Annotated in this window: 13 protein-coding genes; 6 read left to right on the plus strand and 7 right to left on the minus strand. The window is 65.3% G+C overall.

Features of this window, described 5'->3' with window-relative positions; all coding sequences use genetic code 11:
• The first annotated feature begins 1 nt into the window (after window position 1).
• Window positions 2–2,692, plus strand: a complete 2,691-nt coding sequence (locus NYR55_RS14725; RefSeq protein WP_260022322.1) for a sensor histidine kinase KdpD — start codon at window positions 2–4, stop codon at window positions 2,690–2,692.
• Here NYR55_RS14725 and NYR55_RS14730 read toward each other — a convergent pair.
• The 3 genes from NYR55_RS14730 to NYR55_RS14740 form a co-directional block, all read right to left on the minus strand.
• The gene (locus NYR55_RS14730; RefSeq protein WP_260022323.1) at window positions 2,689–4,164 is read right to left on the minus strand and encodes a glucoamylase family protein; all 1,476 of its coding nucleotides are present in this window, start codon (window positions 4,162–4,164) and stop codon (window positions 2,689–2,691) included. The two genes, NYR55_RS14725 and NYR55_RS14730, sit on opposite strands and share 4 nt — an antisense overlap.
• 76 nt (window positions 4,165–4,240) lie before the next feature.
• Window positions 4,241–7,222: a carboxypeptidase regulatory-like domain-containing protein gene (locus NYR55_RS14735; protein WP_260022324.1), complete on the minus strand. Its 2,982-nt coding sequence runs from the start codon at window positions 7,220–7,222 to the stop codon at window positions 4,241–4,243.
• Between the two features lie 42 nt (window positions 7,223–7,264).
• A complete protein-coding gene (locus tag NYR55_RS14740) occupies window positions 7,265–8,260 on the minus strand; it encodes a LacI family DNA-binding transcriptional regulator (RefSeq protein ID WP_260022325.1) in 996 nt (331 codons plus the stop codon).
• A gap of 162 nt (window positions 8,261–8,422) precedes the next feature.
• On the opposite strand from NYR55_RS14740, the gene NYR55_RS14745 reads away from it, so the two are divergent.
• Window positions 8,423–10,714, plus strand: a complete 2,292-nt coding sequence (locus NYR55_RS14745) for a glycoside hydrolase family 3 N-terminal domain-containing protein (RefSeq protein ID WP_260022326.1) — start codon at window positions 8,423–8,425, stop codon at window positions 10,712–10,714.
• On the opposite strand, the gene NYR55_RS14750 is transcribed toward NYR55_RS14745, so the two are convergent.
• Entirely contained in the window at window positions 10,675–11,970 is a 1,296-nt protein-coding gene (locus tag NYR55_RS14750; protein WP_260022327.1) for an MFS transporter, read from the minus strand. The genes NYR55_RS14745 and NYR55_RS14750 overlap by 40 nt on opposite strands.
• 534 nt (window positions 11,971–12,504) lie before the next feature.
• Between NYR55_RS14750 and NYR55_RS14755 the strand changes: the two genes are divergently transcribed.
• Entirely contained in the window at window positions 12,505–15,309 is a 2,805-nt protein-coding gene (locus NYR55_RS14755; RefSeq protein ID WP_260022328.1) for an MHYT domain-containing protein, read from the plus strand.
• Between the two features lie 12 nt (window positions 15,310–15,321).
• On the opposite strand, the gene lldD is transcribed toward NYR55_RS14755, so the two are convergent.
• The 3 genes from lldD to NYR55_RS14770 are packed head-to-tail and all read right to left on the minus strand — an operon-like array spanning window position 15,322 to window position 18,082.
• Window positions 15,322–16,473, minus strand: coding sequence for an FMN-dependent L-lactate dehydrogenase LldD (lldD, locus tag NYR55_RS14760; RefSeq protein WP_260022329.1), 1,152 nt, complete (start codon window positions 16,471–16,473; stop codon window positions 15,322–15,324).
• On the minus strand, window positions 16,470–17,234 hold the full coding sequence (locus NYR55_RS14765; protein ID WP_260022331.1) for an SDR family NAD(P)-dependent oxidoreductase: 765 nt from the start codon (window positions 17,232–17,234) through the stop codon (window positions 16,470–16,472). Before NYR55_RS14765 ends, lldD begins: the two co-directional genes overlap by 4 nt.
• 29 nt (window positions 17,235–17,263) lie before the next feature.
• Window positions 17,264–18,082, minus strand: coding sequence for an IclR family transcriptional regulator (locus NYR55_RS14770; RefSeq protein WP_260022332.1), 819 nt, complete (start codon window positions 18,080–18,082; stop codon window positions 17,264–17,266).
• Between the two features lie 140 nt (window positions 18,083–18,222).
• Here NYR55_RS14770 and rhmD point away from each other — a divergent pair, with 140 nt between their 5' ends.
• The 3 genes from rhmD to NYR55_RS14785 are packed head-to-tail and all read left to right on the plus strand — an operon-like array spanning window position 18,223 to window position 21,018.
• Window positions 18,223–19,407 carry an L-rhamnonate dehydratase gene (gene rhmD / locus NYR55_RS14775; protein WP_260022333.1) on the plus strand — a complete coding sequence of 395 codons (1,185 nt, stop codon included), beginning with the start codon at window positions 18,223–18,225 and terminating at the stop codon, window positions 19,405–19,407.
• 13 nt (window positions 19,408–19,420) lie between these two features.
• Window positions 19,421–20,275: a fumarylacetoacetate hydrolase family protein gene (locus tag NYR55_RS14780; RefSeq protein ID WP_260022334.1), complete on the plus strand. Its 855-nt coding sequence runs from the start codon at window positions 19,421–19,423 to the stop codon at window positions 20,273–20,275.
• A complete protein-coding gene (locus NYR55_RS14785; protein ID WP_260022336.1) occupies window positions 20,272–21,018 on the plus strand; it encodes an SDR family NAD(P)-dependent oxidoreductase in 747 nt (248 codons plus the stop codon). Before NYR55_RS14780 ends, NYR55_RS14785 begins: the two co-directional genes overlap by 4 nt.
• Window positions 21,019–21,022 lie beyond the last annotated feature (4 nt).

Genomic DNA, 21,022 nt, shown 5'->3' on the forward strand with positions numbered 1-21,022 from the left:
CGTGGTGAGCGACAGCGATCGGGATCAGCGCCCTTCGCCCGAGGCGCTGTTGCGTGCGGCGAACCGGGAACAGCGCGGGCGGCTGAAGATCTTTCTGGGCGCTGCGCCCGGCGTCGGCAAAACCTATGAGATGCTGACCGACGGTGCCGCGCAGCTGCGCGATGGCAGGGACGTCGTGATCGGCGTCGTCGAAACCCATGGGCGCACCGAAACCCAGGCGCTGGTCGAGCCGCTGGAAGTCGTTCCCCGGCGCGTGGTCGATTATCGCGGCCACCGGCTGGAGGAAATGGACCTGGACGCGGTGATCGCGCGGCGGCCCGATCTGGCGCTGGTCGACGAGTTTGCGCACAGCAATGCCGAGGGCAGCCGCCATCCCAAGCGGTGGCAGGACGTCATGGAACTGCTGGATGTCGGCATCGACGTCTATACCACGCTGAATATCCAACACGTCGAAAGCCTGAACGACGTGGTGGCGGGCTTTACCCGCGTTCGCGTGCGGGAAACCGTGCCCGATACGGTGTTCGACGGTGCCGAGGTCGAGGTGGTGGACATTCCGCCCGACGAGCTGATCGAGCGGTTGAAGGCGGGCAAGGTCTATATCCCGGCCGAGGCGAGCCGGGCGCTCGACCGGTTCTTTTCCCGTCCCAATCTGTCCGCGCTGCGCGAAATGGCGCTTCGCCGCGCTGCGATGAGCGTCGATCAGTCGCTGCTGGAGGATCTGGCCACCACGACCGCAACCGGAACCTTTGCCGGCGGCGAGCGGGTGCTGGTCGCGGTCAGCGAACTGCCCGGATCGGATCAGCTGGTGCGCGTTGCCAAGCGGCTGGCCGATGCGCTTAAGGCGCCGTGGCAGGCGGTGTTCATCGAAACGCCGCGCGCCGCGGGCTTTTCCGCCGATCAGCGGCAGCGGGTGGGCGAGAGCCTGCGCCTTGCCGCAACGCTGGGTGCGACCATTGCCACGGTGCCGGCGGTGTCGGTGATCGAGGGGTTGCGCACCCATGTCGCCGGGATGCGCGCGACGCAGCTGGTGATCGGCAAATCGGTGCGCAGCTGGTGGTTCGAACTGCGCCATGGATCGGTCGTCGATGCAATGCTGCGGGCGGGCGAGGGGCTGGCGGTGCACGTCATCCCGGGGGAGGCCAAGCTGTCCGCCCCGCGTCAGGCGGCGGCGCTGCTGCGCGGTTGGGGCGGGGTGCGCGATTATGTGGTCCTGGCGCTGCTGCTCGCCGTCACGACGCTGATCGCCAAGCTGGCCGAGCCGCTGATCGGGATGGCGGGCGTCGACCTTTTGTATCTGCCGCCGGTGATCATCGGATCGATCTGGGCCGGTCTGCGCCCCGGACTGATTGCGGGGATTGCGGCGGGGCTGGCCTATAACTTCTTTTTCCTGCCGCCGCTCTATACCTTTACCATCGCGGACCCGCGCAGCCTGCTGACCGTGTTCGTCCTGATCGGCATTGCGGTATTTACCGGCAATCTGTCGGCGCGGCTGCGCGACCGGGCCAATCTGGGTGCCCGCAGCGCCCAGGAAAACGCCGCTGTCGCCGCTTTCGGTCAGTCGCTGGCGCGCGTGTCCGACTGGGATGGCACCAGCCGGATCGTGTGCGAGGAAATGGCGCGGACGCTCAACTGTTCGGTCATCCTGTTGAACGAGCGGGAGGGCGAACTGGTGCGCGTTGCCGCGTGCCCGCCGGATCAGCCCGATCTGGGGCCGGTGGATCGCGCCGCCGCCGACTGGGCATGGAGCCGGGGCGAACCGGCCGGGGTCGGCACGGGCACCCTGGTCGCCGCCGAGTGGCAATTCCATCCGCTGCGCACCGCGCTGGGCACGCTTGCCCTGATCGGCCTTGCCAATGATGGCGGGGGCAATCCGGTGTCGGCGGACCGTGCGCTGCTGTTTTCCACGCTGCTGGGTCAGGCCGCGCTGGCGCATGAGCGGCTGACGCTGGAGGATCAGGTGCGCGAGGTGTCGGTGCTGCGCGAACGCGATCGGCTGCGCGCGGCGCTGCTATCGTCCATCGGTCATGACCTGCGCACGCCGCTGACCGGCGTGGCGGCGGCGATCGACGCGCTGGCGGCAGAAGGACAGGCGGATGACAAGACGGTCCGCATGGCGCAGGCAGAGGTCGGCCGGCTGAAACGGTTTCTCGACAATCTGGTCGACATGGTGCGCATCGACAGCGGCGCGCTGAACCTGTCGATCGAACCGACCGATCTGACCGATGCCGTCGTGGCGGCCGTGCATGACCTGCGCGCGGTGCTCGCATCCTGCACCATCGACCTTCGCGTGCCGCCCAACCTGCCGCTGGTGCGCGCGGACCCGCGCCTGTTGCATCACATCCTGATCAACCTGCTGGCCAATGCAGCGACCCATGGCGGCGGGGACCGGATCATCGTCAGCGGACGGCGGATGCCCGATGGCGTCGTCCTGTCCATTGCCGACAACGGTCCTGGCCTGCCCGATGGTGCTCAGCACCGGGTGTTCGAAACCTTTCGCCACGGCGATGGCAATGACCGGCACGGCGGCAGCGGCCTGGGGCTGGCGATCGCCAAGGGCTTTGCCGAGGCGATGCAGGCCAGGGTCAGCGCCGCCAACGGGGCAGAGGGCGGGGCGGAGTTCAGCATCAGCCTGAGGCCGTGGCTGGAAACCGCCCCGACCATCCCCGACGAACCGGCAGGCATGAACGGCTAGGCGCTCAGCCAGCCCCCGGTAAAGCCCGCCCGCTGCAGGCCGCGGCGGATATGCGGGTTCTTCTTCATGGTTTCCCAGACAAGCCCGCTGCGATGGTTTTCGATCATGGCCACGATCGGCCCCTGATCGATGCCCAGATAATCCTTGTCCACCCAGCCAAGGCCGGGACGCAGTTCGCCATGCTTGAACGGTTCCGGCGGCCGCCGCGTGATGGTGAGGTTGAAGGCGTCCAGAAAGCCGTATTTGTCGTACAGCTGTTCGCCATAGCGGAAATACATCGCCTGAACCGTTGGCTCGATGATTTCCGGCGCAAACGGCATTGAGCCGAGCAGTGCGGTGGGGGCAAGGGTGCCATCGTCCCGCTCACCGGGTCCGCGCGCCGAATAGCTGAAGAACTGCCGGTCGCTGCCGCCCGTGTTCATCCGGAAATCGCCCGGTCCGTCGCACGCGGTAAGGCCCCAGCAATCGGCACCATATCCCGCCCATCCGCCGGGATTTTCGACGGCATAGTTGCGCTGCGCATAGGTCGCGCGGCGGCTGTTTTCAAAATAATCGATGCCCTTGGCGGACATGAAGGAATCGCGGATGCCCCGGAAATCCACCCAGACATGGCTGTATTGATGGCCGAACATCGGGGCGAAATGCAGGTGCGGTTCGCCCCACCGGTTCGACCAGCTGGGTTCGAACCGGGCGGCCCAGGCATCCCAGGTGCCATCGGCCAGCGGATGCGTGGGCGAGCCGAGCCCCAGGATGTAAAGGATCATCCCTTCGTTATAGATGTCCCAGTCCGACCGGATGAAGCCGCTTTCCGGGTGCCAGCCCATCGACACGAATGGCGCGCGCGGGGTGATCCACGGCCATTCGACGGCCTGGTACAGCTGTTCGGCCAGTTCGCGGATGCGCGCTTCCACCGGGCTGGCTGCATCGTCGAACCAGCTTTGCACGAACAGCACGCCAGCCATCAGCAGGGCGGTGTCGATGGTGGACAGTTCCGACAGCGAAAAGCGGTAGCCGCGCGTCGAACCCAGAAAATGGTAGAAAAATCCGCGATAGCCCGAAACGCCGGTCGGCGTGTCGCCCATCGGCGCCTTGGCCAGGAACTCCAGCGTGGTCAGCGTGCGCTGTGCCGCCGCCTCCCGCGTGACCCAGCCATGGCTTGCCCCGATCGGATAGGCGGTCAGCGCAAAGCCGATGGCCGCAATCGAGACAAAGGACGGGGTGGGCCAGCGATCCGGCGCCATGCCGGTCTTTTCATCCGTCACTTCCCAGAAATAGCGAAAGGCGCGGCGCTGGATATCGTCGATCAGCGGGCTGACCTCCACGTCCAGCGCGGGCCGGTCGTTGAGGACGGTCCAGCCATCCACCGCAATCGGACCTGCCGGGGCGGGCGGGGCCGAACGCGGGGTGCATCCCGCCATCAGACCGGCAAGGCCGAGCCCCGCCGATCCCACAAACTTCCGTCTGTCGAACAAGTCGCTACTCCATCTGGGTTGGCCGCGGCGGGGCCAGGGGTGGGGGGAGGAGGCCCCGCCGCGACCGGCAAGACTATCAGAAGCGATAGCCAAGCCTGAACTGGACCCTGCGCGGCAGGGTCAGCAGGTTCGCTGCATTGTCCGCATTGGCGGGCAGCAGCGGATCAGTGACCTGACCGGTGGCCGGGTTGATCGTGTTGTTGAAAAAGCCGTCAAAGCCGCTGAAATTGTTGTTGTTGAACACGTTCAGCACATCGACCGCGATGTTGAAATTGTCCTCCCTGCCAAAGATCGCGAAGTTCTTGGCCAGCGTGACGTTGACTTCGCAGAAGGCGAAGACCCCGGCGATGCAGTTCTTTTCCGGGTAACGCGCGGTGAATTCGTTGAACCCGACCGACCCGCCATTGGTACCGTCCACCACCTGATACGCCTGACCCGAACCCAGCGTGGTCAGGGTCGAGAACTGGAAGCCCAGCGGCAGATCGACGATGCCCGAAATGACGACCCGGTGCCGCTCGTCGCCCGGCGACGCGCGCCAGCCATAGGCATCCGGCGTGATCTGATCGAGGCTGAACAGATCGCCGCCATTCTTTTCGGCCTTGCCCAGCGTGTAGGCGATGTTGAGGCCCCAGCCCGACGTTTCGGTATAGTTCTTGTCGAGCGTGAAATAGAGCGCCTTGTACCGGGTATCGAGCCCGTCAAAGCCGATCAGCACGTTGGAATATCCGGCGGCTCGAACCGCCGACAGCACCGTGCCATCGCAGCAGCCGCCAAGCCCGCCGTTGTTCCGCGTGGCGAACAGGTTGGTGTAGCCATTGCGGCCGCGCTGATACGAACCGGTCACCGACGCTTCGAACACGCCGATCCGCTGACGCACGCCAAACGAGAACTGGTCGTTCACTGGCGGGCGGGAATCGTTCTTTACCGCGAACAATTCCGGCAGGCCGACCTGCGGATTGGCGTTGATCAGTGCCTGAAGCCCATCACGCGTCAGATAGGACGGGTTCCACCGGATCGTCGGCTGACCATCGCGGTTCGCACCGTCCGCGGAAAACCGGAAGCGGCCGATCGGGTTGATCGTGCGCGACAGTTCATCGACCGTGTTGTTGAAATTGTTGCGGTCATAATAGCGGCCTGCACCGCCGAAGATCACCGTGCTGCGGTCGCCCTTGATGTCCCAGGAAAAGCCGACGCGCGGCTGGATCGCACCGGCGAACGGTTTGCGGTCGTTACCGTCGGTGATGTAGTTTTCGGGGTCGAAATAGGCGTTCGCGGGCACGGCACGCAGCGCGGCGGCAGCGGCGGCAGGCGTGCGATATTCGTTGTTGAAGCCGTTGGTTTCGTAATCCCAGCGGACGCCCAGGTTCAGCTGAAGGCGATCGGTGATGTCCCAGTCATCCTGCAGATACAGGCCGACCTGTGTGTTCGACGCATCGATCAGCCCGGAGCCGAGGCCCAGCAACGCTTCGGCCGGAAAGGCAAAGTTCAGATTGTTGTTGGGTTCGCGGCGGAAGAAGTAGCGCGGCTGGATATACGCCTGATTATCGAAGCTGATGTCCGTCACCTCGACACGCGCACCGAACTTGATCGCGTGGCCGGCCAGGCCGGTATAGGTGAAGTCGTTGCGGATATTGTAACCCTGTTGCAGCTCGCGCCGGGTCGAATCCTTGCCGCCGAACAGCAGCACGCCCTGATAGTCGAACGAGGCCAGATCGGGGTTCAGCGACGTCGGGTTGAATTCGTAGTTCAGATAGCTGGCGTTGAATTCGTTGACGAAATCGTCGCCGTTATAGGTCCACTTGAACTGATAGGTATCGACGAGGTTGCGCTTGTTTTCGGCATATTCGAACGCGGTGTTGCCGCCGAAACCCTGAATGTCGCTTTCCTGGCGACGGCTGAACGACAGGTCGAAGATCTGGTTATCGTCGGGCGTCAGGGTCAGCTTGCCGAAATAGAAATCGCTGCGGAACGGGCTGACGAACGCGCCCTCGAACTCTTCGATCTGGCGACCGGAAAAGTTTTCGAATTCCGTGATGGCATCGGGCGCGCCGGTCGAACGGACGTTGAAGGCGCGGTCCTGATCATTGCCTTCATAGGCAACGAAGAAGAACAATCGGTCCTTGACGATCGGGCCGCCCAGCGAGGCGCCATATTGCTTGCGCTCGAATGCGGGTTTGGCGTTGCCTCGACGCCGGTCGAGGAAGCTCGTCTCCGACAGCGACCGGTCGGTATACTGGCCAAAGATTTCGCCATGGAATTCGTTGGTGCCGGATTTGGTGACCGCCGTGATGATCGCCGCGCCGGCCTGTTCATATTCCGCCTTGTAGTTCTGCGTGATGACGCGGAATTCCTGCACCGCAAGCTGGCCGAAGGGATTGCCCCGGCTGTTCTGCTGACCAGCGACGCCGCCTTCGCGCACCTTGTTCTTCAGGCTGAGGCCGTCGATGAACACGTTGACCTGTGCCGCGGGCGATGCGCCGGACGAAAAGCTCTTGTCGGTTTCGCTGTCATTGTAGCGCACGCCGGGCGCGAGCGCCGCAAAGCTCAGGAAGTTGCGGTCCGTCTGCGGCAGGACGCGGATCTGGTCCTGGCTGATGTTGGTGGCGATTTCGCTGGTCCGCGTTTCGCGAAGCCGCGAGCCGGTGACGACGATGTCCTCGCCCGTGGTCGGTTCGGCCGCTGCGGCGGCATCATCGGCGGGGGCGGCTGCTGCCCCGAGCTGGGCATCGACCGTCGCGGCCTGACCCACGCCCACACCGATCACGCGCTCGAACGTCTCGCCGTTGGGACCGGTTACAGTGATACGATAGGTGTCGGGCCGCACGCCGTTCAGGATGTAGCCGCCGCTGGCGTTCGTCGTCGCGGTCTGCGCGCGATTGGTGCCCGTGCTGACGATGCGGACGGTTGCACCGGATACCGGTGCGCCGCTGGCATCGGTGACGACGCCGCGGATCGATGCGGTCGTGGTCTGCGCCGCAACGGGCGCGACCAGCGTGACGGAACCGGTCAGCGCGGTCGCGCTGGCCAGCAACAGACGGATAGCTGATGATTGACGCATTGGTTTTCTTCCCTGCTAAACCCCCGTTTGCCGGGGCTGTTTTTACTGTGATGAGGACTGGGTACTGGCCCTGATAATGAGGCTGGGGCTACGAAGTTCCGTCAGCGGAACGGTTTCTCCGGACAATATTGTCGACAGGCGGTTGATGGCCCGGGCGCCGATGTCGGCAATGTCCACCGCCATCGTCGTCAGGCCCGGACTGATCAGCCGGGCAAGCGGGATATTGTCGAACCCTGCAACCGCGATCTTGCGCGGCACATCCATGCCCGCATCGCGCAGCGCCACCATCGCGCCGATGGCCATCATGTCGTTGGCGGCAAAGACCGCATCGGCCGCGATCTGGCGCGCGGCCATCGTTGCGACCGCAGCCCGGCCCGAATCCTCGTCGAAATTCCCGGGCAGGATGATGGCGGGCAATCCGGCCGAGGCCATTGCCTGGCGATAGCCCTGAGCGCGGTGTTCCGCCTCGATATTCCCGCGTGGGCCGGCGATGTGAACGATCGCGCGGCGGCCCGTTCCGATCAGGTGATCGACCATGGTGCGCGCGCCGGCTGCATTGTCGATCCGCAATTCCATCCTGCCCTGCCGGTTGTCGGGACAGTTGAGCAGCACGGCGGGGACATTGGCGGGCAGATGCGCGAACAACAGGTCGGGATCCACGTGCGGCGCCATGACGACCAGCCCGTCGACGCGCCCGCGCATGCTGCGCATCGCGTCGATCCCGTGCAGCGGATCGGCGTGCATGTTGGACAGCAACAGGTGCATCCCCCGCGCCGACGCCTCACGGTCCATGCCGCGCAGCATTTCGGAAAAGAACTCGCCGTGCAGGTCGGGCAGGACGACGCCGACCGTGCCCGTGCGGGACAAGCTGAGGCCGCGTGCACCGGCATGGGGAACATAGCTAAGGCGCCGGGCCGCAGTCTCCACCTTGTCCTTCAGTTCAGGGCGCACATTGGGCAGGCGATTGAGGACGCGCGACACCGACGCGACGGAAACACCCGCCTCGCGCGCCACATCCCTGATCGTCGCCTGGGTCATGCCCGTCCGTTCATCCTCATCGGCCCGTCGGGACCGCTTTCGCGGGCGGCCTTGCCAGCCGCCTCTTGATGTAACCGGTTACAAGAAACTACAAGCGTCTGCAATAGTCAGGCAGGGTGACTGCCTGTCCTGGGCCAAGCCGTTCGTTTTTCAGGAGAGTTTATGGATCGCACCCCCCGAATCAGCCGCCGCGCGATGATGATCGGCGCTGGCGCGGTCGCGGCATGGGTTTCCTCGCCCGCCCGTGCGCTGATGCAGAATGCGGCCGCCGATTCCCTGTCCCCCCGGCTCCGCGCGCTGATCGCCAGCATGACGGTGGAGGAAAAAGCGGGACAGGTGACGCTGATGGCAGCCGCCTGGGCGGGCAGCGCCGCGAACGCGCTGAACCCGACCAAGGGCGGGGCCAATTATCAGCAGCAGCTGGACGAGGTACGGCGCGGCCGTATCGGCGGGGTGTTCAACGGCAATGGCGCGGAAATGGCGCGCCAGATGCAGCAGGCGGCGGTGCGCGATTCCCGGTTGAAGGTGCCGCTGATCTTTGCCGCCGATGTCATTCACGGCTTTCGAACCGTGTTCCCCATGCCGCTGGCCGAGGCGGGCAGTTTCGATCCCGACCTAGCTGAACGGACGTCCCGGATCGCGGCGGTCGAGGCGACGGCGGCAGGCATCGACTGGAATTTCGCGCCGATGGTCGACATTGCGCGCGATCAGCGTTGGGGACGCGGCGTCGAGGGGGCTGGCGAGGACATTCTGCTCGGCAAGCTAATGGCGGATGCGCGGGTGCGGGGATTTCAGGGGCGTCGCGGCCTTTCCGCCGATGATGCAATGGCCGCCTGTGCCAAGCATTTTGCCGCCTATGGCGCGGCAGAGGGCGGGCTGGATTACAACAGCGTCGACGTGTCCGAACGGACGCTGCGCGAGGTGTATTTTCCGCCGTTTCAGGCCGCGTTCGATGCCGGGGCAGCGACCGTGATGGCGGCATTCAACGAACTGTCCGGCGTGCCGGCCACTGCCAATCCCTGGCTTCTGTCCGACGTGCTGCGCAAGGAATGGGCATTCGGCGGCCTGGTCGTATCCGATTACACCGGCGATTTCGAACTGATCGATCATGGCTTTGCCGCCGATGAGCGCGAGGCGGCAAAGCTCGCCTTTCTGGCGGGCGTCGATATGTCGATGCAGTCCGGTTTCTACATCAAGCATCTGCCCGACCTGGTCGCATCGGGCGAAGTGCCGATGGCGCGGCTGGATGAAGCGGTCGGCCGGGTGCTGGCGCTGAAGCAGCTGCTGGGCCTGTTCGACGATCCGTTCCGCCGCATCGACCCGCGCCGGGAAAAGACGCGGGTGCGCACCAAGGCGCATCTGGCCGTCGCGCGGGAGGCGGCGCGCCGTTCGATCGTCCTTTTGAAGAATGACGGCGACCTGTTGCCGCTGCCGCGATCGGGCAAGCGCATCGCCCTGATCGGCCCGTTTGTTCAGGGTCAGCGCGAGTTGATCGGGCCGTGGAACGTCTATGGCTCGGATGCAGAGGCGGTCGATCTGCTGACCGGCGTTCGCGCGCTGGTGAGCGATCCGGCGCTGGTCACCGCCGTCGACGGATCGGGGATCGAAGAGCCGCTGGCCGGCGGGATCGAGGCGGCGGTCGCCGCCGCCAACGCGGCCGATATCGTTGTGCTAGCGATCGGGGAAAGCCAGCGCATGTCCGGTGAGGCGCAGTCCCGCACCGATATCGGCATCCCCGCGCCGCAAATGGCGCTGGCCGAGGCTGTGGCCGCAACGGGCAAGCCGGTCGTCGTCCTGCTTCGCCATGGCCGCGGGCTGGCGCTGGCGGGCGCGGTCAAGGACGCCCCGGCGATCCTTGCCACCTGGTTTCTGGGGTCGATGTCCGGTCCGGCGACGGCCGACATCCTGTTCGGGGTGGAGGGGCCGTCGGCCCGCCTGCCGGTCAGCTTTCCCCATGCCACTGGTCAGCAGCCCTATCATTATGCGCACAAGAATACCGGGCGACCCAATCCGCCCGGTCCGCGTCAGGATTACAAGGCGCATTACCGGGAGGCACCCAATGCCGCGCTCTATCCGTTCGGCCATGGCCTGACTTATGGCCGCATCGAATATTCCGCCATGGAGGGGGCGGGCAGCACGCTGACCGCTGGCGGCATGATCAAGGTCGCGGCGACCATCGCCAATACCGGCACCCGTGACGCGGTGGAGGTGGTGCAGCTGTATGTCCACGACATTACCGCCAGCATCACCCGTCCGGTCCGCGAACTGAAGGCGTTTCAGCGCGTGCCTCTCAAGCCCGGCGAGCGCCGCCGCGTCGAATTCACACTGCGGCGGGAGGACCTGACCTTTGTCGGCCTCGACCTGAAACCCACGGTGGAGCCGGGCCGTTTCCGGCTGTGGATCGCCCCTTCGGCTCAGGCAGAGGGCGTGTCCGGCGAATTCACGCTGGCCTGACGCCCGCGCAGCGGATTGGCCAGCATCGCCGCCGCGCCCAGCGCGATGGCGATGGCGGGGCCGGCGATCATCAGCCATTGGATGGCATCGCGTGCGGCCGGTCCCGGCGTCCCGCCGCGATACCCCCATGCGGCATAGACGGCGCCCAGCAACAGCGCGGCCAGGCCCAGGCCCAGTTTTTGCGCCAGCATGAACACGCTGAACGCCGTCGCTTCGACCCGGTGGCCGGTCGCGTCGGCACCGTGATCCACCGCGTCGGGCAGCATGGCCCAGGCGGACAGGTGAAAGCCGCTGAGCGCTGTCTGCATGGCGCCCAGGAACAGCAGGGCCGCGGTGACGCCGACACCGGGGACCAGCGCGAACAACACGGCCGCCACGATGCCCAGCGCCGCTGCGCCCAGCCAGGTGGCCCGCGCGCCCATCCGCAATGCCAGTGCCGTCCAGGGCGGCACGGTCACCGCGCCGACAACGCCCATCATCGCCAGTGCCTGTTGCCCCGCCTCTGGTGCGGCCAGACTGTGGGTGAAGAAATACAGGACCGAATGGCCGATGATTGCACCCGCCACCGTTGCAGCCAGTGCGGCCAGGGTCAGGGTGATGAAGGCGCGATTGCCGATCAGCGTCATCAGATCCAGCCGGACGGATCGGGGGCCGGCCGACTGCGCCTCGATCTGCTGTTCCGGTACGAACAGGGCGACCATCAGCAGGATGGCGGTGGCCGCACCGGCAAACAGGATGGCCGTTCCGGTATAGCCATTGCCCAGGCCCGGCATGGCCAGCGCAACGGTCACCGCGCTCGCCGCGCCGAATGCCATCCGGGCACCCGACATCAGCGTCCGGTCCGCGCTGGCATGGCTGACCCGCACCGACCAGGCGGCATAGGGCAGGTTGACGACGGCATAGAGCAGCCGGAACAGGAGGTGAGCGGCCAGAATGGCGCCGATACCGCCGCCCAGCCCCTCGGCAAAGATCAGGATGAACGACAGGCCGAGCGGCAGGGCCATGATCGCCACGATGCGTCGATATCGGATGCGCCAGCGATCGACCGCAATGCCGATGGCCAGATCGGCCGCACCGTCCATCACTGCGCCCGCAGCCATCACCGATCCGGCAACCTCCGGCGAAAGCCCCAGCCGGTCGGTGTAGAAGAACAGAAGGAACAGGCTGAGCGCCTGCCAATAGAGGTTGAAGCCGAAATCGCCTGAACCGAACAGGATCGATCGGGCCGGATGCCGGGGGGGCGGGGGCGGGACCATGGCCGGTGTTTAGGGACGGGGGCGCACCGGTAAAGCGGAAATCGGATCGGCCGATACCTTGGCGGCGGCCGCCGTGTCATGCGCGATCGGGGGCATGACTGTGCCGATGCCCCTGCCGATCCCTTCTGCTTTCATCGATGTAAGTTACGTATTGTTGCGATCTATCAATAAGCTACCGATGGGGCGATACCGGCCTCGACACGGTTTTCGGGTCGCAGAGGCTAAAGCCCGCCCGGGGCGGCAGGCGTGCGCATTGTTACTCCCTTTCAGTCGCACGCCTGCGCAGCTGCCACCCGCAATCTGTAACGCGCAGCGCCGCTGCGGATCCGCCAGCCACCAGATCTGTCCCGATTTGTGTAATCCCGTTCGGGTTGCGGCCCCCAAAATGCTGGATCGTTGCGCGCGCGACGATTACCGAAAGAGGATTGCCTTTTCCGTTCAGTTCGGGCCGGTGGGGCGCGGACGTGCAAGAACCGGCGCATCGGGTTAAAGGGTACTTCATTGGACAGTTCGACCGATGTCGGTCAAATGGTGATGACGGGCATACACGATCCGGCACTGGTGCCGGTGTCGATCGGCATCGCTGTCCTTGCATCGTTCACTGCACTCAGCATCGTTGCACGGATGCGCGCGGCCAGCGGCCGGGCCACCTATCTGTGGCTGTGCGCTGCGGCGGTGGCGCTGGGCGGCGGCGTGTGGTCGATGCATTTCGTTGCCATGCTGGCCTATCGGATGCCCGGCATGGTGATGCGCCATGACCTTGCCCTGACGCTGGTGTCGCTGGTGCTGGCCATCGGTGCGACCGGCCTGGGGCTGGGCGGGATGGACTGGAACCGGCCGCGACGGTTGCGCGTCGGTCTTGCCGGTCTGTTCATCGGCGGCGGTGTCGCGGCCATGCACTATGTCGGCATGTCCGGGATGTACATGGCCGGATATTCTGTCGTGTACGATGTCCGCTGGGTCGCACTTTCCATCCTGATCGCGCTGGCTGCGGCGACGGCTGCGGTCTGGCTGGCGTCACGCGATTATGGTCGCGGCCGGCAACTGGGCGCAGCGATAGTGATGGGCGCGGCCATTGCCGGGATGCACTATGCCGCGATGGCGGGCGTCGGGTTTGTGCCGGATGCCGATTCGGCCAAGCGCGGTGTGGCGCTGTTCGATCAGACAGCGCTCGGCCTTTCGATTTCCGTCGTCACGGCGATGATCCTGATCCTGGCGCTTGCGGCTGCCCGGGTACAGCGGTTCATCGAACGCGCCGCGCAGGAACAGGCGCGCACGACGCTGCTGCTGACCATTGCCGATACGCTGCGCGGGCAGGACAGCGGCGAGGCATTGTCCGCCATCGCCCGCGCGCTTGGTGAGCATTTCGGGGCTGTCCGTTCGGGATTTGCGGAATGGGATGCCAGTGGCGGCAGTTTCGATTTCGTCGTGGGCTGGAGCGACGGGAGCGTCCCTCCGCTGGCGGGCAGCGATGCCGCGCGCTTTGTGCCGTCGACCTTGGACACGCTGTCGACAGGCGGGCTGATTGCCAGCGAGAACCTGCCACTCCTCCAATCCATTACCGTTGCCGGCAGGCCTGATGGCGGGGCGGCGGATCATGCCGCATTCCTGATCGTTCCGTTCGTCCGACACGCCCGGTTGCGCAGCATCGTCTATCTGAACGACCGCAGCCATCGCCGCTGGCGGGCGGACGAGATCGCGCTGATCGAGGATATTGCCGAGCGCATCCGGTTGTTCATCGAACGCCAGGCGGCGGAAAGCGAGTTGCGCGCGCTGAACGCCAGCCTCGAACTGCGTATCGAGGCGCGTACAGCGGAACTGCGGCTTGCCGAGGACCGGCGACGGCAGGCGGATGCACTGTACCGCGCCTATTTCGAAAACACGCCCGATCGGCTGTTCGTGATCGGCGTGCGCTCCGATGGCGATTTCTTTGTTGAACAGCTCAATCCCGCGCATCAGGCAATCGTCGGTTTTGCGCTGGATGAGCTTGAAGGACGGACGATCAGCGAAATCCTGTCCCCCGATCTGGCCGAGCGCGTGACCAGCGCCTATCGTCATGTTGTTGAGACCCGGCAGCTTTACCAGTATCGCGAAATATACCCCGAAACCGGGGACCGGCGCTATCTGGATACGACGCTGGTGCCGCTGTTCGACGCTGTCGGTCACGTCGTCCGGATCATCGGATCGAGCCGCGATGTGACGCGACAGGTCCAGACTGAAGAGGCGCTGCAACAGGCGCAGAAGATGGAGGCGATGGGGCAGCTGACCGGCGGGGTCGCGCATGATTTCAACAATCTGCTGACCCCGATGCTGGGCGCGCTTGATCGGCTGCATCGCAAGGGGGTGGGGGATGATCGCGACCGGCGCCTGATTGACGGGGCGCTCCAGTCGGCGGAGCGCGCACGCACGCTGGTCCATCGCCTGTTGTCCTTTGCCCGTCGTCAGCCGTTGCAGCCGGTGCCGGTCGACCTGTCGCAACTGGTGACGGATATGGCCGGCCTAATCACCAGCACGGTGGGGCCGCGGGTCAACCTGATCCTCGATACGCCCTCCATGCTGCGCCCGGCCACCGCCGATCCCAACCAGCTGGAAATGGCGCTGCTCAACCTAGCCGTGAATGCCCGCGACGCGATGCCCGATGGCGGCACGCTAACGATCGGGGTGTCCAGCGCCGTGGTCGATCCCGGCGACGGATCGGGGCTGGCGCCCGGTGCGTATCTTCGGCTGATGGTCGAAGATACCGGGACCGGCATGGATGCCGAAACGCTGTCGCGCGCCATCGAACCGTTTTTCACGACAAAGGCGCTGGGCAGGGGAACCGGGCTTGGCCTGTCCATGGCGCATGGCCTTGCCTCTCAGCTTGGCGGCACGCTGACCATCGACAGCGTGCCGGGACGGGGAACCAGCATCTGCATCTGGCTGCCCGCTTGCGGCGACCTGCCCGTTGCCAAGCCGGTAGCAGGCGATCCGTCGACGCGTCGGTCCTCTGGCCAGGTCCTGCTGGTCGATGACGAGGATCTGGTGCGCGGCACCACGGCACAGATGCTGTCGGACATCGGGTTCGATGTCACGGTTGCCGGGTCCGGGGACGAGGCGCTTGCGCTGCTTGATGGGGGGTATCGCCCCGACCTGATGATCACCGATCACCTCATGCCGGGCATGACCGGCAACGCCCTTGCCCGCACGTGCCGCGAGCGGTTTGGCGACCTGCGCATCCTGGTCGTGTCGGGCTATGCCGACGCCGATGGCATCGATGCCGGTTTGCCGCGCCTCACCAAGCCGTTCCGGCAGGACGAACTGGCCAACGCCATCGGGCTGCTGTCCGGATCGCCTGCCTGAACGGCGGGCCGCTCATTCCTTGACCAGGATGTGCGGCCCGATCGCGTCAATGGTGGGGCATCCGGTCAGCGTCATCGCAACCCGCATTTCCGCATCGATCAGGTTGAGCAGGTGGGCAACGCCCGCCTCTCCCTTTGCGCCCAGCGCATAGGCCCAGGCCCGGCCCAGCAGCACGCCCTTTGCCCCCAGCGCCAGCATCCGCACCACGTCCAGCCCCGACCGCACCCCGCCATCGGCCAGCACGGTCAGGCGATCGCCCACCGCCGCCGCGATGGGGGGCAGGGCGCGGGCAGTGGCCGGCACCCCGTCAAGCTGACGCCCGCCATGGTTGGATACGACGATGCCGTCCGCGCCCAGATCAGCGGCTGCGCGCGCATCCTCGGCGTCCAGGATGCCCTTGATGATCAATGGCCCGGTCCATTCCGTGCGGATGAAATCCAGATCCTTCCACGTCACGCTGGCGTCGAAATTGTTGCGCATCCAGGCAAAGAAATCCTCCAGCCCGGTATTCCCGGCCAGCACGGGCGCGACATTGCCCAGCTGATGCGGTCGGCCATTGACGCCGACGTCCCATGCCCAGTGGGGGTGTTTTACCGCCTGCCAGATGCGGCGCAGATCGCCGGCAAGGCCGGAGGCGCCCGCCAGACCCGAATGATAGTCGCGATAGCGCGAACCGGGCACCGGCATATCGACGGTAAAGATCAGCGTGGTGCAACCCCCATCGCGCGCCTGTTGCAGCAGCGCGCGCATGAAGCCGCGGTCGCGGATCATGTACAGCTGGAACCATAACGGGCGCGGGCTTGCCTTTGCCACCTCGTCCAGCGGGCAGCAGGAAACGGTGGACAGGCAGAACGGCACGCCGGCCGCCGCCGCCGCCCGCGCTGCCTGAGTCTCGCCCCGCCGTGCGTTCATCCCGGCCAGACCAACGGGTGCCAGCGCGACCGGCATCGACATCGCCTCGCCGAACAGGCTGGCCGACAGGTCGATGCCATCGGTGCCGGTCAGCACGCGCTGGCGCAGCGCAATGCCGCTCAGTTCCTCGACATTGCGACGCAGCGTCACCTCGGCATAGGAGCCGCCGTCGATATATTCGAACAGGAAGGGGGGCAGGCGCCGACGCGCCAGTTCCCGATAGTCGATTGCGGATGCGGCCTTGCGGATCATTGCAGGTTCACGAACGCCCCGCCGTCGACCAGCAGCGCAGCCCCGGTGACATAGGCAGCCATGTCTGACGCCAGGAAGATGATCGGCCCGGCCAGGTCGTCCGCCTCGCCCAGCCGGCCCAGCGGAATGCGCGCGGTCATCCGGTCGCGCTTGTCCTGATCGGCCAGGTCGTCCTTGTTGATTTCGGTAAGGATGGTGCCCGGCAGCACGGAATTGCAACGGATGCCATGCTTGCCCAGCGCAATCGCGGTGGATTGCATCAACGAATGGATGCCGGCCTTGGTCGGCGTATAGTGGGTCTGATATTCCCCGCCGACCAGTGCGGAGATGGAGGATACCGCGACGATGGCACCGCCGTCGCCCTGTGCCACCATCTGCTTTGCCGCTGCCTGACACATGTAATAGGCGCCGTGCAGGTTCACCCGCATCGTGCGCTCCATCACGTCGGCCGGCATGTCCAGAAAGCTGTGGAACGGGCAGATGCCGGCATTGGATACCAGGACATCGACCCGCCCGAACGCATCCACCGCGCGGGCAACGAAGTCGGTCGCGGTCGCCGCTTCGGCAACGTCGCCCTTTACGGCAAGCGCGCGGCGGCCCAGCGCCTCGATCTCCGCCACTGCCGATGCGGCCTTGGCGTCACTGGATGCATAGTTGAGCACGACGTCCGCGCCATGACGGGCAGCGCCAATGGCCGCCGCCCGGCCGATGCCGGTCGATGCGCCCGTGACAAGCACGACCTTGTTCTCAAGCAATCCCATGCAGTTCTCCATTTGCCGAATATTCTGGTTCAGACCGCCTCGGGGTCCTTGCCCGACCAGCCCAGGTCCGCACTGATTGCGGCTGCTGTCCGGCGCACATCGTCGGTAAGCGATTCCATGCGGTCATCGGACATGTATTGCGCCGCGCTCGACACGCTGATCGCCGCGACGATCGCGCCGCCCGCGCCCCGGATGGGCGCGGCGACACACCGGATCAGATCCTCGTTTTCCTGAAGGTCATAGGCGCGGCCTGCCCGGACATAGCCGGTCATCCGTTCCTGCCAGACGGACCATTCGGCGCGCGGCGCGCCCGCTGCCTGATCTTCGCGGAACAGCCGTTCCCAGGTTGCGGGCGTGCTGTCCAGGAGCAGCGCCTTGCCAAGGCCGGTCGAAGTCAGCGCCTGACGATCGCCTACCCGGCTGGAGATTTCCACCCGGCGGCGGCCCGGAATCTTGTCGAGATACAGCGCCCGATCGGCGTCGATCACGCCGATATGCACCGTATCCTCGGTCAGGCCGGCCAGCCGTTCCAGATGGTCGCGCGCCACCTGAACAATGTCGGTCTGTTGCTGGGCGATAAAGCCCAGTTCCAGCAGCTTGGGTCCGATCCGATACCCGATACGGGGGGCAAAGCTGAGATACCGCCGTTCGATCAGGGCGCTGGCCAGCCGGTGCGTGGTCGACCGGGTCAGCCCAAGTGTCTGAGCCAATTCGACAAGGGTCAGCGGGCTTGATGTCACCGCCTCGATCACGTCCAGCCCGCGCATCAGGGTCTGGCTGCCCGCGACGGAGGAACGTGCGCCAGCCGCCCCGTCGGCTGATTCAGGATTTGACGACGTCGTTCTCATTTAATAATACTCTGTCTCATAATGTGAAAATGTCAAGAGCGTGCTTGTCATCCGGTCACGCGCAGCATTTTGGGGATCGTGTGCTGCACGGAACGGACAAGCAAGGGGGAGGGGCAAGCCAGCATGGAGCAAAAGGGCTTATGAAATTTCCGCTTATCCGGCACGTCCGCGCCTATACGGTGCGCGGCGGCGGGGCCGATTACCATGACCAGGGCGAGGGCCACTGGATCGACGACCACATCGCCACGCCGATGAGCCGATATCCCGAATATCGCCAGTCGCGGCAGAGTTTCGGCATCAATGTGCTGGGCACGCTTGTGGTCGAAATCGAGGCGGATGACGGCACGATCGGTTTTGCGGTGACCACGGGCGGCGAACCGGCCTGCTATATCGTCGAAAAGCATCTCGCCCGCTTCCTTGAAGGGCGCAATCCCGCCGAGATCGAGAAGATCTGGGACCAGATGTATTTTTCCACCCAATATTATGGCCGCAAGGGACTGGTGGTGAATGCCCTGTCCGGCGTCGATCTGGCCTTGTGGGATCTGCTCGGGCGGCTGCGCGGCGAGCCGGTGCATCAGATGCTGGGCGGCGCCGTCCGGGACGAACTGCAATTCTATGCCACCGGCGCGCGGCCCGATATCGCCAAGGAACTGGGCTTTATCGGCGGCAAGATGCCGCTGCACCATGGCCCGGCCGAGGGCATTGAGGGATTGCTCAAGAATATCGCCGAACTGGCCGAAATGCGGTCGCGCTGCGGCCCCGATTTCTGGCTGATGTGGGATTGCTGGATGGCGCTGGACGTTGACTATGCCACGCGGCTGGCCATTGCTGCGCACGAGCATGGCCTGAAATGGATCGAGGAGGCGATCAGCCCCGACGATTATTGGGGCTACGCCGAACTGAAGCGCAACGTGCCGCGCGGCATGTTGGTGACCACCGGCGAGCATGAAGCGACGCGGTGGGGCTTTCGGATGCTGATGGAAATGGACTGCTGCGACATCATTCAGCCCGATGTGGGCTGGTGCGGCGGCCTGACCGAACTCATCAAGATCAGCGCGCTGGCCGATGCGCGGGGCAAGCTGGTCGTGCCGCACGGCTCGTCGGTCTACAGCTATCATTTCGTGGCGACGCGCCACAACTCGCCCTTTGCCGAGTTTCTGATGATGCACCCCGGCCCGACCGAGGTGGTGCCGATGTTCTCGCCGCAACTGCTTGGCGAACCGGTACCCCAGAACGGTCGCCTGCCGATCAGTGCGCTCGACAAGCCCGGCTTCGGCGTCGAGCTTAATCGCGATATCGCCCTTCACCGCCCCTATCAGCATTAAGGAACAGTCCGAGATGAAGTTTTGTCGTTTTGGCCCGCGCGGGGCCGAAAAGCCTGGTGTGATCGATGGTCAGGGCCGGATTCGCGATCTGGCCGGGCACCTGTCCGATGTCACAGTCGATGCGATCGACGGGCTGTCGGTCGATGTGGACAGCCTGCCGCTGGTCGAGGGTAAACCGCGGCTGGGCGTGCCGGTGGCCGGCATCGGCAAGATCGTGGCGATCGGCCTGAATTACGAGGATCACGCCATCGAATCGAACCTGCCGATCCCGACCGAGCCGGTCATGTTCATGAAGGCGCTGTCGGCGCTGACCGGCCCGAATGACGAGGTGATGCTGCCCAAGGGGTCGACCCAAAGCGACTGGGAAGTCGAGCTGGCGGTCATCATCGGCAAGACCTGCCGTTACGTCGACGAATCCGCCGCGCTGGATCATGTCGCCGGCTACGCCATCGCCAATGACGTGTCCGAACGCTTCAACCAGAAGCAGCGCGGCAGCCAGTGGTCGAAGGGGAAGGGGCACGACACCTTCTGCCCGCTGGGTCCATGGCTGGTCACGCCGGACGAGGTGGGCGATCCGCAGGCGCTGGACATGTTCCTCGACCTCAATGGCGAGCGGATGCAGACCGGCAACACGCGCACGATGATCTTCAACGTGGCGCAGATCATCAGCTATGTCAGCGAATATGTGACGCTGTATCCCGGCGATGTCCTGATCACCGGTACGCCGCCGGGCGTGGGTGAGGGCAAGAAGCCGCAGGCAATCTATCTGAAGGCGGGCGATACGATGCGCCTTGGCATCGCTGGGCTTGGCGAACAGCAGCAGCAGGTGGTCGAATGGCGCCATCTGGGTGACGAGGTGCTGGGATGACCAGCTATGCGGGGCGCTTTGCCGGCCGGGCGGCAATCATCACGGGGGGCGCATCGGGGCTGGGCCGATCGGTTGCGGAGCGCATCCTTGCCGAAGGCGGCACGGTGTCGCTGTGGGACATGAACAGCGCGCTGGATGAGGCGCGCAATCAGCTCGGCGGGGTTCATGGCGTCAAGGTTGATGTCTCGGACTCGGCTGCCGTGGAAGCGGCTGCCGCCGAAAGCGCGGCCGCGCTTGGCCGGGTGGATATCCTTGTCTGTTCGGCCGGGATCACCGGCCCGACCGTGCCCGTCACCGAATTTCCGCTGGACGGCTGGGAACGGACCATCGCGATCAACCTCAACGGCCTGTTCTACTGCAACCGTGCCGTGGTCCCGCACATGCTGGCCAATGGCTATGGCCGGGTCGTCAACATCGCGTCCGTCGCGGGCAAGGAGGGCAATCCCAATGCGTCCGCCTATTCCGCGTCCAAGGCCGGTGTGATCGGGTTCACCAAGTCGCTGGGCAAGGAACTGGCCGGCAAGGGCGTGATCGTCAACGCGCTGACCCCGGCGACGTTCGAAAGCCCGATCCTGGCGCAGCTGCCGCAGAGTCAGGTGGATTACATGCGCTCAAAAATCCCGATGGGTCGGCTGGGCGAAGTGCATGAAAGCGCCGCGATGGTCTGTTTCATGGCCAGCGAGGAATGCAGCTTCACCACGGCATCGGTGTTCGACACCTCGGGCGGCCGCACCACCTATTGAACAG

This window comes from Sphingomonas sp. BGYR3, assembly GCF_025153455.1.
Lineage (GTDB): Bacteria > Pseudomonadota > Alphaproteobacteria > Sphingomonadales > Sphingomonadaceae > Sphingomonas.